17 protein-coding genes are annotated in these 14,053 nt (G+C 55.4%); 12 read left to right on the top strand and 5 right to left on the bottom strand.

Annotated features, from left to right (window positions below; translation table 11 throughout):
• The 8 genes from GS630_RS09300 to ureG all read left to right on the top strand — a co-directional run bounded on the left by GS630_RS09300 (position 1) and on the right by ureG (position 4,637).
• Positions 1-303, top strand: coding sequence for an urease subunit gamma (locus GS630_RS09300; protein ID WP_152459090.1), 303 nt, complete (start codon positions 1-3; stop codon positions 301-303).
• A gap of 18 nt (positions 304-321) precedes the next feature.
• Positions 322-483 (top strand): hypothetical protein, encoded by a 162-nt coding sequence (locus GS630_RS09295; protein WP_171174974.1) that lies wholly within the window; start codon positions 322-324, stop codon positions 481-483.
• On the top strand, positions 480-812 hold the full coding sequence (locus tag GS630_RS09290; RefSeq protein ID WP_171237316.1) for an urease subunit beta: 333 nt from the start codon (positions 480-482) through the stop codon (positions 810-812). Before GS630_RS09295 ends, GS630_RS09290 begins: the two co-directional genes overlap by 4 nt.
• On the top strand, positions 787-2,547 hold the full coding sequence (gene ureC / locus GS630_RS09285) for an urease subunit alpha (protein WP_171237317.1): 1,761 nt from the start codon (positions 787-789) through the stop codon (positions 2,545-2,547). The genes GS630_RS09290 and ureC overlap by 26 nt, the downstream gene beginning before the upstream one ends.
• Before the next feature lie 121 nt (positions 2,548-2,668).
• Positions 2,669-2,893, top strand: coding sequence for a DUF1127 domain-containing protein (locus tag GS630_RS09280; protein ID WP_171174960.1), 225 nt, complete (start codon positions 2,669-2,671; stop codon positions 2,891-2,893).
• 28 nt (positions 2,894-2,921) lie between these two features.
• Positions 2,922-3,374: an urease accessory protein UreE gene (locus tag GS630_RS09275; protein WP_171174958.1), complete on the top strand. Its 453-nt coding sequence runs from the start codon at positions 2,922-2,924 to the stop codon at positions 3,372-3,374.
• Positions 3,358-4,011 carry an urease accessory protein UreF gene (locus tag GS630_RS09270; RefSeq protein WP_171174956.1) on the top strand — a complete coding sequence of 218 codons (654 nt, stop codon included), beginning with the start codon at positions 3,358-3,360 and terminating at the stop codon, positions 4,009-4,011. The genes GS630_RS09275 and GS630_RS09270 overlap by 17 nt, the downstream gene beginning before the upstream one ends.
• Positions 4,008-4,637 (top strand): urease accessory protein UreG, encoded by a 630-nt coding sequence (gene ureG, locus GS630_RS09265; protein WP_171174955.1) that lies wholly within the window; start codon positions 4,008-4,010, stop codon positions 4,635-4,637. The genes GS630_RS09270 and ureG overlap by 4 nt, the downstream gene beginning before the upstream one ends.
• A 34-nt stretch (positions 4,638-4,671) precedes the next feature.
• On the opposite strand, the gene GS630_RS09260 is transcribed toward ureG, so the two are convergent.
• The 5 genes from GS630_RS09260 to GS630_RS09240 are packed head-to-tail and all read right to left on the bottom strand — an operon-like array spanning position 4,672 to position 7,632.
• The gene (locus tag GS630_RS09260; RefSeq protein ID WP_171619387.1) at positions 4,672-5,799 is read right to left on the bottom strand and encodes an energy transducer TonB; all 1,128 of its coding nucleotides are present in this window, start codon (positions 5,797-5,799) and stop codon (positions 4,672-4,674) included.
• A complete protein-coding gene (locus GS630_RS09255) occupies positions 5,796-6,173 on the bottom strand; it encodes a biopolymer transporter ExbD (protein WP_171619385.1) in 378 nt (125 codons plus the stop codon). Before GS630_RS09255 ends, GS630_RS09260 begins: the two co-directional genes overlap by 4 nt.
• Positions 6,174-6,177: 4 nt before the next feature.
• Entirely contained in the window at positions 6,178-6,543 is a 366-nt protein-coding gene (locus tag GS630_RS09250; protein ID WP_253285859.1) for a biopolymer transporter ExbD, read from the bottom strand.
• Positions 6,536-7,201, bottom strand: a complete 666-nt coding sequence (locus tag GS630_RS09245) for a MotA/TolQ/ExbB proton channel family protein (RefSeq protein WP_171711986.1) — start codon at positions 7,199-7,201, stop codon at positions 6,536-6,538. The genes GS630_RS09250 and GS630_RS09245 overlap by 8 nt, the downstream gene beginning before the upstream one ends.
• Positions 7,198-7,632 (bottom strand): hypothetical protein, encoded by a 435-nt coding sequence (locus GS630_RS09240; protein ID WP_171619383.1) that lies wholly within the window; start codon positions 7,630-7,632, stop codon positions 7,198-7,200. Before GS630_RS09240 ends, GS630_RS09245 begins: the two co-directional genes overlap by 4 nt.
• Positions 7,633-8,101: 469 nt before the next feature.
• Between GS630_RS09240 and GS630_RS09235 the strand changes: the two genes are divergently transcribed.
• The 4 genes from GS630_RS09235 to GS630_RS09220 all read left to right on the top strand — a co-directional run bounded on the left by GS630_RS09235 (position 8,102) and on the right by GS630_RS09220 (position 14,049).
• Complete coding sequence (locus GS630_RS09235) at positions 8,102-9,097, top strand: FecR domain-containing protein (RefSeq protein ID WP_253285858.1); 996 nt, start codon at positions 8,102-8,104, stop codon at positions 9,095-9,097.
• Between the two features lie 32 nt (positions 9,098-9,129).
• Positions 9,130-11,361 carry a CHASE2 domain-containing protein gene (locus tag GS630_RS09230; RefSeq protein WP_371809051.1) on the top strand — a complete coding sequence of 744 codons (2,232 nt, stop codon included), beginning with the start codon at positions 9,130-9,132 and terminating at the stop codon, positions 11,359-11,361.
• Between the two features lie 289 nt (positions 11,362-11,650).
• On the top strand, positions 11,651-13,108 hold the full coding sequence (gene xylB, locus GS630_RS09225) for a xylulokinase (RefSeq protein WP_171619379.1): 1,458 nt from the start codon (positions 11,651-11,653) through the stop codon (positions 13,106-13,108).
• Positions 13,108-14,049: an aldose epimerase family protein gene (locus GS630_RS09220; protein ID WP_256368690.1), complete on the top strand. Its 942-nt coding sequence runs from the start codon at positions 13,108-13,110 to the stop codon at positions 14,047-14,049. Before xylB ends, GS630_RS09220 begins: the two co-directional genes overlap by 1 nt.
• Positions 14,050-14,053 lie beyond the last annotated feature (4 nt).

Here is a 14,053-nt window from a genome sequence, read left to right as displayed (position 1 = left end):
ATGAACCTGACCCCACGTGAAAAAGACAAGCTGTTGGTCGCTATGGCCGCGGAAGTTGCCCGCAAGAGGCTGGCCCGCGGCGTTAAGCTGAATCACCCCGAAGCCATCGCCCTGATTACGGACGCCGTGGTCGAAGGTGCGCGCGATGGTCGATCGGTCGCTGACATGATGCAAGCCGGGGCTGAAGTCATCAGCCGGGAACACTGTATGGAAGGCGTGCCAGAGATGATCCACGAAGTACAAGTCGAGGCAACGTTTCCCGATGGAACCAAGCTTGTCACTGTTCACAATCCCATTCGTTAATCAAAAAAGGAACGCGTTATGATCCGCATGCTCTTTCCCGCCCTTGTTCTTTCTGGCCCGGCAATAGCCCACACTGGCACGCATATTCACGCACACCCAACCGACTATGCCACGTTGGGCGCTGGGCTGGCTTTGATTGCTTTTGCTCTCATCGCGCTGCTGACCAAGCTGACCAAATGATTCCGGGTGAGGTCATTCCGGCCGACGGCTCACTGACGCTGAACGCCGGGCGCAGCAGTCGCCTTGTTATGGTCGCCAATACAGGTGACAGGCCAGTACAGGTCGGCAGCCATTACCACTTTGCCGAGGCGAACGCTGCCCTGGATTTTGATCGCCATGCAGCTTTGGGGATGCGGCTGGATATTCCTGCGGGGACGGCCGTTCGATTTGAACCGGGTCAGGCCCGCGAAGTGATGCTGGTTCCTTATGACGGGCGGCGGCACATTTATGGTTTTAACATGCACATCATGGGGGCTTTGAAAGATGCCGGGCAAGATCAGCCGGAGTGATTATGCCGCCATGTTCGGCCCAACTGTGGGTGATAAGGTTAGGTTGGCCGACACCGATCTTATTATCGAGGTGGAAAGAGATCTGATTGTGGATCGCGCGACAGCCGCGCGGTTCAGCAAAACGGGTCACCGCGAAGACGTCTATGGCGAAGAAGTCAAGTTTGGCGGCGGTAAAGTAATCCGCGACGGGATGGGGCAATCTCAGGTCACGCGTGCTCAGGGGGCTGTTGATACGGTGATCACCAACGCTCTGGTCGTTGATCATTCCGGTATCTACAAGGCAGATGTGGGGCTGAAGGACGGGCGGATCGCTAAAATCGGCAAAGCAGGGAACCCCGATACCCAGCCGGGTGTAGACATCATTATCGGCCCAGGGACCGAGGCCATCGCAGGCGAGGGGCGCATCCTGACGGCAGGCGGGTTTGATAGTCATATTCATTTCATTTGCCCCCAGCAGATCGAAGATGCGCTGCATTCCGGCCTGACGACCATGCTTGGTGGTGGCACCGGTCCTGCACATGGCACTCTGGCGACCACCTGTACGCCGGGGCCCTGGCATATCGGCCGGATGTTGCAAGCGGCGGATGCCTTTCCCATGAACCTGGCCTTCGCGGGGAAGGGCAACGCCTCACTGCCAGCGGCGCTGGAGGAACAGGTCAAGGCAGGCGCTTGCGCGATGAAACTGCACGAGGACTGGGGAACAACCCCTGCCGCCATCGACTGCTGCCTTTCGGTTGCGGATGCGATGGACGTGCAGGTGATGATCCATACCGACACGCTGAACGAATCTGGTTTTGTAGAAAATACCGTGGCTGCCATGAAAGGCCGAACGATCCATGCCTTCCATACCGAAGGTGCAGGTGGCGGCCACGCCCCAGACATCATCAAGATCTGCGGCGAGAACCATGTTCTGCCATCCTCGACCAACCCAACACGCCCCTTCACCGTCAATACGGTTGAAGAGCACCTGGACATGCTGATGGTATGCCATCACCTTGACAAATCCATTCCCGAAGACGTGGCCTTTGCCGAAAGCCGTATCCGGCGCGAGACCATTGCGGCCGAGGATATCCTGCACGATATGGGTGCCTTCTCGATCATCGCGTCTGACAGTCAGGCTATGGGCCGCGTGGGCGAGGTGCTGATCCGTACGTGGCAAACCGCCGATAAAATGAAGAAACAACGCGGACGTCTGAGCGAGGAAACCGGAGACAACGACAATCTTCGTGTTCGGCGTTACATTGCAAAGTACACTATCAACCCGGCCATTGCGCATGGACTGAGCCACGAAATCGGCAGCATCGAAGAAGGCAAGCGTGCCGATCTGGTCCTGTGGAACCCAGCCTTTTTCGGAGTGAAGCCCGAGATAGTTTTGCTGGGTGGTACCATTGCTTGCGCTCAAATGGGTGATCCCAACGCTTCGATCCCTACACCGCAACCTGTTTATAGCCGCCCGATGTTTGGCGCCTATGGGAGATCGGTTGAACATTCCGCGATCACATTTGTCTCGCAGGCCGCGCAGGAGGATCGGATCGGTGATACACTGGGATTAGCCAAGCAAACCGTGGCTGTACGGAACACACGGGAGATCGGCAAACAGGACCTTCTGCTGAACAGTGCGACACCTCATGTCGAGGTTGATCCGGAAACCTACGAGGTGCGGGCAGACGGCGAATTATTGACCTGCCAACCCGCTGAAGTGCTGCCAATGGCGCAACGCTATTTTTTGTTTTGACTAAGAATTGTGCTGCGTTGCAGCGCGCGCAACGGAGCCATGAGCAAACATGCACTACTCAATGAGGCCGATATGACAAATATTCAAACCCAAGGGAGGACCAACGATTACGAGGGTCCAAATGGCAGACTCAGCAACTCAGACGCACGCACGGATTTCGCTGCGTGGCTTGATCGCATCCATCGGGTCATCAATCTTTTCAGTTCTAATGAGCTTGGCCGAAGCGCAATCGCGCGTGCGGCAAGTCAACTACTTGCAATCGCTCAGCGACGAAGAACTGAAAAAGCGCGGCCTTACGCGCGAACGGATTGTGCATCAGGTATTTGCGGATTCTATCTGGCTCTGACTGTTTCCGGTGCTGAGGAGGGGATCGCATGACTGCCCTTCTGTGTACCGCGCGTCAGTATTCGGGTCACACGCACAGCGACCCGGCGGACAGCTTGTACCTGACCTATGATGATCGGTTCCTGCGTCGCAAGGTTCTGACATGCGAAAGTGGCGAGCAGATATTGATCGATCTGGCGCAGACAACGTCGTTAGATCACGGAGGCGCGCTGATCCTCGATGACGGGCGCGAGGTGGAAATCCGGGCAGCGCCGGAAGCTTTGCTTCAGGTGACAGCCCCGGACCTGACGCGCATCGCCTGGCACATTGGCAATCGTCATACACCGTGCCAAATCGAGAAAGACCGCCTGTTCATACAGGTCGACCATGTCATCAATGACATGCTTTTGAAAATCGGGGCTACGGTGCAGGAAGTGCACCAACCGTTCACACCCGAAGGTGGCGCTTATGGTCACGGTCGGACTCATGGCCACACCCACTGACACCGATATCCTGACCTTGGCCCAATGGCTGTCCCCTGCTTACCCTGTAGGGGGTTTTGCCTATTCTCATGGCCTGGAGGCAGCGATTGACGAAGGGTGTGTCACGTGCTCACAGGACGCCGAAGAATGGATTTCGGATGTGCTGGAGCACGGCTCGGGGTGGAATGACGCGTTGTTTGTTGTCGCGGCATACAGGGCGCGGACACAAGGTGAACTGGTCAACATCGATGCGACCGCACGGGCCTTCTGCGCGTCATCCGAACGGCTTATGGAGACCGATTTGTTGGGGCAGGCGTTTGGAAATGTGACGCGAGATGTCTGGGAGTTGGATCTACGCCAACTTACGTACCCGGTCAGTGTAGGGCAAGCTGCCTGTCGGCAGAATCTCCCCGTGTCTTTAACGACCAAGATGTTTCTGCAAGCATTCGCCAGCAATCTTGTAGCTTGCGCAACGCGCCTAGTTCCTTTGGGCCAAACTGACGCGCAGCGATTGATCCGCACCCTTACACCATTGTGTGAGAAGATCGCTAGCAGGGCACAAAAGGCTGGCTTGGATCAACTGAGCTCAACAGCGTTTCTGACGGACATCGCATCCATGAAGCACGAAACACAATATTCGAGGATATTCCGAACATGACGAATATGAACGGCCCACTTCGCGTCGGCATTGGCGGCCCGGTAGGAGCTGGAAAAACCACGTTGACCGCTGCACTGTCCGAAGCTCTTCGAGATGTCTGTTCAGTGGGCGTCATAACCAATGATATTTACACACAAGAGGATGCCGAAGCGCTTATGCGTATGCAAGTCCTGCCCAGGGACCGGATCATTGGCGTGGAAACCGGAGGCTGCCCGCACACTGCAATTCGCGAAGACGCCTCGATCAATCTGGCCGCTGTCGCTGAAATGCAGGCGCGTCATCCTGATCTGGACGTTGTGCTGATTGAAAGTGGTGGTGACAATCTGTCCGCGACGTTCAGCCCCGAACTTGCTGACCTTACAATCTATGTAATTGATGTGGCTGCTGGCGAGGAAATACCTAGAAAAGGTGGGCCAGCGATCACCAAGTCGGACATCCTGGTAATCAACAAAACCGATCTGGCACCTCATGTCGGTGCGTCGTTGGAGGTTATGGAACGAGACGCGCAAAAGATGCGCAAAGGAAGACCTTTTCTGTTCTCGTCACTTCGCAATCGAAAAGGGGTTGGCGCAATTGTGGATTTGTTGGAGCAGACAGGAGGTCTGAGAGTGTCAGGGGCCAGTTAGCTGCGTAACAGACGATGCTAAAAGGCCCACCTAATCATCTAATCTGGTAGTAGAATGACAGTTTTCGACTGACGCCGCCAGGTGGGCGCGGGAACGGCGCGGCGGTGCGAACCTGTTGCTTTGCGGCGCGCTCTATATCGGGTGAGCCAGAGCTTTCGACAATATCGACCCACGCCAAAGTGCCATCGGGACTGATTTCAAAAAACACGCGCGCATATCCGCGCGCTGCGACATAGACAATCGGGGCCCGGTTTAAATGAACCAGAACCTCACCGGCATAATTCGTTGAATCCGAGTTTCCTGGGCCGCGCCCACCAGATCGATTGCTGCTTCTGCTTTGTCGAAAGACGTCCACACCTTCTCTTTTGAAGGCAGAGAGCGGCGATTCAATCGTCTGCTCTGGAAAGCGCAGATTGTCGAAATTGTTGAAGCGCTCCAGTGTTCTTGGTTGGGCGTGTTGCGCGTCGCGGTTGGGCGGCCGTGGTCGAAGAGACGAAACCAGCGCTTGTTCGGTTTCGTCTGCTTCCGCTTCGGGGATGGGCAGATCTGCCTCCTCATCCAACGGTTCCTGGGTTGCTTGGGGTGTTACAGGTTCGACGGTTTCACCGTTTTCCGGGTCGACAGGAGATAGCTCGGCTGGCAGCGCAGCAAGCTGTTCTTCTGATACCGGATCTTCGACCGAAGACGGTTCAACCGGAGATGCTGTTTGATCTGGGGGCGCTTCTGGCGTTTCAGTCACGGTGTCAGCCCCTGCGGTTTGCGCAGCTTCACCGGTATCATCCGGGCCCTGTTCCACAGGTTCGGTGACCGCTTCTTCCGGTGCTCTGGGCTGAATGATTGCGGAGTCTCCGGTATCGGGCGCGTAGGTCTGTTTTGGGTCGGGCGACGCGACACGGGCGTCGCTTGTGGGGGCTTCGGCCTCTCTGGGCTCAATTGGCGGTTCTTCCAGAGGGGGTGGTGTCTCTGCCGGTTCGGGTTCGACAGGTTCAAGCCGGGCATCTGCAAACTCTTCAAAACTGTTGCTCAGTTCGACAGTATCGGTACGGCTTTCACCTGCGGCTTGGTTTGACAGGTTTGGCACGGTCAGGCTCAGGCCCGCGAGATGCATCAACAGCGATACCGAGATCGCGAGAATCGCGACAAAGATAGACCGCCTGATCATTCGAGGGCCTGTTCTGTCACAAGAAAAACCGACGGAGCGCCTAACCGGCGCAGGGTGCTGGTGATTTCCATCAATCGGGGCGCAGACGCATTTCTGTCTGGCACGATGCGCACCGGCCCGGTTTCTCGATCGGCCATGAAAGCTTCGGCGTCTGTTGGCCTGCCGCGAAAGCTCAGTGTTCCGTCCTGATGAAGAACAAGCGCATCGGGTGGTTCACGGCCTTCAAGATCTGCAGTGTTCACCAATTCCAGGTCCGGATCCAATGGAGGAGCTATTGTGCCGGCGATCAGAAAAAAGATTAGAATAAGAAAGACAACATTGATCAGCGGGATGGTTGAATCGCGGTTTCGGCTGGTTCGGATGTGGCGGATCATTCTTTTACTCCAACACTCTAACCATGAGACCTTCGCGCCCGCGCAGGCGAACAAGAAGGTCCACAAGGCGTTGTGCGGATGTATCCGGATCAAGGCTGATTAAAACCTGACCGGACTTAATCTGACTGTCCAAGTTTTCAAGCGACGTAACTTGACCATTCAGCGCGACCCGCTCGGCGCCGAGCTGCACAAAAAAGCGTTCGATTGTCGTTGTTTCGCTTGCTGCGCCCTGGGTTGCACTGCTGAGTTCAATCTCGCTGAACCTCGAGAAAGTCGAGGACAGCATGAAGAACAGCAAAAGCAGAAAGATCACGTCGATCAGGGGCGTCATCGACATCCGCCGCCGGACAAATGGTGCCGTGTTACGCATGTTCTGGTGCAGCCGAAACCGGTGCGGTACCTGCTGCGCTATTGATCGAGGGCCCGGGCACCAGAACCGTGCGCAGGGCTTTGTCCGCAAACACACGCTCGCGCGCTGTGCGGCTTTCGAGCCAAGACAAAACCATGGACGTTGGCATTGCAACGGCCAGCCCCACCGCAGTGGTTATCAAGGCGACCCAGATGCCGCCAGCCAGAACCGAAGGATCCACTGACGACCCTGCGGCCTGCAGGCTCTGAAACGCGCTGATCATACCAAGAACGGTGCCAAATAGTCCCAGTAAGGGTGCAAGCTGCGCCACAGTGTCCAACAGGCGAAAACCGCGCTCAAGCCCGGCAAGCACAAGGCCGGTTTCGGCATCCAGTCTGTCATCGGCTCCGGCTACGCCCGCTGCATCCATCGCCGCGCCGACAATAGGGGCCAGATAACTTTTGCTACCGGCCAGCTTTGCTCGGGCGGCGTGTTGGTCGCCAGCGTTCCATGCGGCAAGTGCTTCGGACAGCACTTTATGTCTCCCGACACCACAGGCCGCAAATTGCCAGAGTTTGTAAAGAGTGACAGCCAGCGTCAGCACGGACATCGCGATCAGGATCGCCACGACCGGCCCGCCAAGTGCGAAAATCTCACGAAGTGCGGTTAAAGGACTCATCCCAAAAGCTCCATGGCTACTCGACTGCTCAGCGACAGGGTCTTTCCGCATATCTGGCTTTCAGCGCCATCGACCAGGCAAGAGTTCGTTCCGTTTATCAAGACCTGCCCAACTTCGGCGCAAGTTCGGTTTGGTAAATCAAACTGGCGTACGCGGGGTCTGTTCGCCGGCAAGTCACGGAAATCGAACAGGGACAAGGTCACAACACCACCTTCGGCATCAAAAACAACGGTTTCAAATACCGCGCCATCAATCGTAAGCCCGGTTTCATTCTTGGCCAAAAAGGTTAGCCTGCATGATCCGGTGACATCCTGGACCGCATTCAGTTCTACGAAGAGTTTGCCATCCTGTTTGGTATCAGATTGCGCTAGCGCGGTAGACGACAGGCTGGCGCAAAACGCTGCCGCTGCTAAAATGCGACTGGAAAACATAAACTTACTCCGTTTTGCTGCGCTCGTTTCAGGGGCGGCACGATCAGTAGACCTATTTGTTTGTCGACCCAGTCATTCGTCAAGTAAAGCCTAACCAAGGGTCGTGGGGTAAAAGGATCGTCAGCGCAAGTTGATGAGTGCTTTCACAAGCTAAGAGATACGGGGCGCAAACAGAATTTCAACTGTGCACGGCAACACCGATCCTGGCCATTTCTGCGCCTCGGAAAAAGTAAGACTTTATTGTGCTTGGCAACCCAGAAAGGCCCATCCACTTGCCGTGTCAGAGGTGCGAGAAACGATGGTTTGATCGTGACTTGAACATTAAACTTGCTAAACGCGCATGAAATGGCGCATATTTGTCTATATTTTTTGCACATAAATTAACAAAAAATTATGCTTTTGCAGGGGCGATCATCGAGCACAGTGCGATTTGCACACATCAGGACCCAAAGGGGGAAGGGGCTCGGTTTTGTCGTGGTTAAAGATTGTATTGGTTCTTTGCCTTGTTGTTACCATGCCGTTGCAAGCTGTTGCCAACATTGGAAAAGTTATCAGCGCCAAGCAGGGCGCCCAGCTTGTTCGTGAAGGAAAAACGCAGCCTGTTGTTTCTGGTATGGATGTCGAATCCGGAGATGCGATCACCACAGATCAAACGGGTTTGATCCAGATAGTCTTTGTGGATGACACTAAGATCGCAATTGGTCCCAACGCCCGCATGGTGCTGGATGTGAGCCTGCTGCGTGGCAATCGCAAAGCCAAAAGTTTTGCCGTTCAGGCGCTGGGCGGCAGCTTTCGGTTCATTTCCGGTAAAAGCCGAAAGCGCGCTTATTCAATCACGACACCTTCGGCGACAATGGCAGTGCGCGGAACAACCTTCGACATGTGGGTCGTTTCCGAACAGCAAAGCGCAATGCTTGTGCTTGAGGGGACTGTCAGAATGTGTGGGGTTCAGGGCACCTGCAGATCTTCGGGGCGTCAGTGCAGCATGTACGCAACAAGCGGAAGCGGAGCCGTCGGGCGCCCTGCAAGTCAGGCGCAATACGAACAGGCTTTGCAAAGCGGCTTTCCCTTCATTCAATCTCAGGAAGGTCTGTTGCCCCCGTTACAGGTCAGAGTTGAAGGTTGCGCCGGAGAAGCCGCGCCCATACGTCGTGTCAAGCCAAACAGGGCAGAGCCTCGCGACGCGCCCCCGCAACGGCGGGAAAGAACGGACACCGTAGACGCGACTCCTGCGTCAAGCCCGTCAACTTCGGGACAGAGTGAGCCCGAAAGACCAGAGCCGGAACAAGAGGAACCGGAAAGAGAAGAACCGGAACAAGAAGAGCCTGAAAGAGAGGAACCAGAGCGGGAAGAACCAGAAAGAGAAGAAATCGATCATGAGGAGCCAGAGCGCGAGGAACCGGATCACGAAACGACCGATAGAACGGGATCTGAAGAAGGGTTCTCAACAAACGTTTTTGATTGACGGCGCGTTTTTCCTCTTTCCCGGAGGATGGTGTGAGCGAAAAGACACGTAAAACCAAGAATGGGCGATGGGCCTTTCGTCTTGTTGGGCTGGTCTTGATCCTCTTTGGCTGTTTCATCCGTGCAGTGGATCCTTACCCGGTTCGAATGACTCGCCTGGTTTTTTTCGATGTGCTTCAAAGGTTGTCTCCGCGAGAATTCAATCCGGATCTTCCCATACGCGTTGTGGATATCGATGAAGATGCGTTGGCCAATTGGGGACAGTGGCCCTGGCCGCGCACTCTGGTCGCTCAGATGGTGAAGAATCTGGGCGACTACGGTGCTGCAGCCATCGCTTTCGATATGCTTTTCGCCGAGCCTGACAGGTATTCACCATCACGCCTTCTGAACGATCCATCGCTTAAGGGTATTTTGACGGTGGAGCACCATGCCCAGAAGCTGGACAACGATGTGTTACTTGGAATGGAAATTGCATATTGGCCAGTAGTTCTGGGTGCCGCTGCGCGTCTTTCGCAGGAAGGTAAAAACATCACGCCCAAAGCAGGAATTGTCGAATTTGGGGAAAACCCTGCTGAGGGTTTGATTTCAGTTCCTCATTGGACGCCAATCGCGCCTCCGCTGGACCGAACTGCGGCAGGAATTGGTGGCGTCAATGTCTCACCCATTGGTGGAACTGGTATCGTGCGCCGCGTGCCGGTTCTTTGGGACGGGCCGGACGGGCCCATGCCAGGTCTGGCAATCGAATCTCTGAGGGTTGCACTTGGGGAGACCACCATTTTTGCCGAAGGCGCGTCAGACGAAGCAGGCATCATGCTGGCTGTTGAAGTCGGGGGCTACCGGATGCCAACAACCGAGAATGGTGAACTTTGGCTGAAATACCGGCGTGACACACCTGACCTTTATATTTCGGCCAACGATGTCATGGCAGGTTCCTCCGATCCGTCTTTGCGGGCCGAAATCGAGGGTCGCATAATACTCGTCGGCACATCTGCTGCCGGTCTGTTCGATATTCATCAAACGGCGCTTGGCGAAAGTGTCCCAGGTGTTTCAATTCATGCGCAGATGATCGAGCAAGTGTTGACCCAAGAGATGCTGAGCCGGTCTGATGTAACGGCGGCGCAGGAGTTGCTTGCCTTTGCCCTTTTGGGACTTGTCGTTATTGCTGTCATGTCCATTTTTGGTGCTGTTGCCTCCTTTATTGCTGGTGGCATTGCCGCGGCTGCCGTTCTGACGATCAGTTGGCTGGTCTTTCAGAATCAGTCTGTGTTGTTTGACGCGACCTTCCCATTAATCGGGGGTATGGTGAATTTTGGTCTGTTGGCAGGCTACTTGTTCATTTCGACCGAACGCGAAAAGCGTGAGATTCGAAAGGTGTTTTCGCACTACGTTGCCCCTGAAATTCTCGATGAAATGGAAAGTACGGGCCACCAATTGCAGCTGGGAGGAGAAACCCAGGAAATCACCGTTATGTTCTCGGATATTCGGGGTTTTACGTCTCTGTCCGAAACAGCATCCGCCACCGAGCTTGTCTCCGTTCTGAACGCGCTGTTTTCCAAAATTGGGGATCAGGTCCTGCGCGAGCGCGGAACGATCGACAAATTTATTGGTGACGCGATCATGGCCTTCTGGAACGCGCCAATCCCTGTTGCAGACCATCCGTGCCGTGCAGCATTCGCGGCGCTCAAGATGCGAAGCGCGTTAGAAGAATTCAATGCGTCCAGCATTATGCGAAACAGGCAACCCATTGCTTTGGCAACAGGAATTGCCACAGGACAGGCGTGCGTTGGGAACATCGGATCAGAAAAGCGCTTCAATTATACTGTTATCGGCGACGTCGTGAATGTCTCAGCAAGGCTTGAACAAAGTTGCCGTGCGGTTGACTATGATATTGTCGTATCAAACGGGGTTTCCCGCGCGGGGCAAGCGGATCTGGCATTGTTGGAGGCAGGGCGTGTTGATCTGAAAGGTAAAGCCAACCCCGAACCTGTGTTTGTTCTGGTGGGGGATCAATCGGTCCTGAAGGCGCGGGCGTTCCAGGATCTTACTTCTCTGCACAGCGAATTGATTTCAGCGATAAAAAGCCGACACCCTCAGGGCAGGATCGAAGAACTGTGTCGGCGCTGCGAAGATCTGGCTGAAGACACCGAGCCAGGTCTCCGCCGGTTTTACCGTACGCTTCTTGGCAGAACGGCTGATTTCAGATCGGACATGCCATCGGGTCAACTCATGTTCACCAGGTACAACCAGCGGGTAGGGGCCGAGTAGACCGCGATGCGATCTTGGTTTCGTTCCCTCACAGACAGTCGTGACTCAATAGAACAGACCTAGCGGGCTAACGTTAAAGCATCCTTGCGCGTTGCGTCTCTTCGGTGACGTGGCCGGTATTGCGAACTGAAAGTCCATGCCGTGCTGAATTTCGCACAATAGGGTGTCTCTTTTCTTGAAATTGGCGTAATACGTTAGCGCAAACTATTTTGCCGCAAGTAAGTAGTGACCCGGCGCAGGCCCGCCTGCGTCACGAAGCTCTACGGTAGGCAAGAAGGGGGGAGAACAGGTGTATCTTGGTCTGGATCTGGGGACGTCCGGTCTCCGTGGTATTGTCGTTGATGAAGGCGGCCATGTGCTGGCCGAGGCCGATGCAAGTGTTGAAACCTCAACACCTCGTTCCGGGTGGTCCGAGCAGGTGCCGGGTGAGTGGATTGAGGCCTGCCAAAAAGTGGTTACCCAATTGCGAAAGGCAAATGCCGCGGCTTTTTCCGCTGTGCGTGCTGTTGGTTTAAGTGGGCACATGCACGGTGCCACACTGATCGACAAAGATGGAAACGCATTACGGCCATGCATTTTGTGGAACGACACGCGATCCGCGCTTGAGGCTGCTGATCTGGACGGTGCCGCGGGGATGCGTGCGATCACAGGTAATATCGTGTTCCCGGGTTTCACCGCGCCTAAACTGGAATGGGTGCGCAGGCATGAGCCCGAGGTCTTCGCAAAAGTCTCCAAAGTGCTGTTACCAAAAGATTATCTTCGTTTGTGGCTGACGGGCGAGTTTATCAGCGACGTGTCAGACAGCGCCGGAACCGCCTGGCTGGATGTTGACAGTCGCGAATGGTCCGACACAGCGCTTGAGCAAGGTCACATGCACCGCGATCAGATGCCAGAACTGGTTGAGGGCAGCGCGGTTGGAGGGCAGTTGCGGCCCGAGATATTGCTGAACTGGGGATTGGCCGGGCCTGTAATTGTTGCAGGCGGCGCAGGCGACAATGCCGCGGCAGCCTGTGGAATTGGCAGCATTAACGAGGGGGCGGGTTTTCTGTCATTGGGTACCTCTGGTGTGCTGCTGGTGGCCAAAGAAAGTTATGCACCCGCGCCGGAAACAGCGGTTCATTGCTTTTGTCACGCCGTGCCTGAGCGTTGGATTCAGATGGGCGTCATTCTGTCTGCCACAAACAGCTTGAACTGGCTGTCTCGAAACTTGGGACAGCCCGTTGGGGCGTTGGCGTCGGCGCTACCGGATCAGATCAATGGGCCGTCTGGTACGACCTTTTTGCCTTATTTGTCAGGGGAACGGACGCCGCATAACGACAGCGCTATCCGAGGCGCATTCCTTGGACTGGATATCGCCACGGATCCGAAGGCTCTGACGCAATCCGTGATGGAAGGTGTTGCCTTTGCCATGCGTGATTGCCTTGAGGCGCTCAAGGCCACGGGAACCACGCCAGAAAGCCTGACCGTTGTGGGCGGCGGAGCGCGATCTCGGTTCTGGCTAGAGACACTGGCGACTGTCCTGAATACACGTCTTGTTCTGCCCAAGGGGAGTGAGTTTGGTGCCGCGACCGGCGCAGCGCGTCTGGCGGCCTGCGCATTACGGGGGGCAGACCCGGCGGGCGTCATGACCCCTCCGGAAACGGCTGAAGTCATTGTGCCAAGGACCGAGCTATGCGACGGGTATGAGAATGCCTATCAGCTTTATCGCCAATACTATGCGGCGTTGGCACCGCTTTCCGCGTCGTGATGGCGGGGCAACGCTCAGCAACCATAGAACGGGTTGTGCTGGAAGACGGTGACATGTCCGCCTCATTGCTCAGCTATGGTGCGATCACCCAAGGGTGGTGGTTGGGGCAAACGCCACTGATACTGGGCTATGACACACCGCAGGACTATCTGACGGACCCATATTACCTGGGTGCAATCGTCGGGCGCTTGGCCAACCGTGTCAGTGGGGCGCAGTTCGATTTGCTGGGTGAAACCATCAGAGTTACGGCGAACGAAGGCAAAAACGCGCTACACGGCGGTCGGGATGGTCTGTCCCATCAGTATTGGAGTGTCGAGAAAACTGCTCTAAATCAGGCGGTTTTGTCGATAACTTCACCTGATGGTGAGGGCGGGTTTCCTGCGGAAGTCCAGTTCGTGATAAAGGTGGAGCTGGCTTATCCGTGTCTGATCTATACGATCACGGCGCATCCGGATCGGCCCACGCCGATCAGCATCGCGCAGCACAATTATTACTCAATTGGTTGCCCGCAGGGCATTCTCGATTGCCGTCTCAAACTACATGCCAAAACCCTTCTTGAATTGAACGAAAACGCCACACCCACCGGCCGCATTCTAAAAGCCGATGCAGAAAGCCTGGATTTCACGCGCAGTCGCGTAATCGGCCAAGAAGCTGGCTTTCTTGACCACTATTTTGTGTTTGAAGATGGACGGGACCTGACCATGCCTGTTGCAGAAGTCGAAACGCCATCGGGTTTAAAGATGAAGGTTTATTCAGATCAACCGGGCGCACAGGTCTATACAGCTGCACATTTGTCTGATCCTTTCAGACCCGGGGCGGCGCTTTGTATTGAGCCCGCCGGATACACCGACGCGGTGAACAATCCGGCCTTTCCTTCTGTGATCTACACGCCGGAAAAACCCTATCGTCAGAAACTTACGCTAGAGATTTTCGAGGATTAAACAT

Source organism: Ruegeria sp. HKCCD7303, assembly GCF_013111185.1.
GTDB lineage: Bacteria > Pseudomonadota > Alphaproteobacteria > Rhodobacterales > Rhodobacteraceae > Ruegeria.
This window is presented reverse-complemented; position numbering and strand designations above follow the sequence as displayed.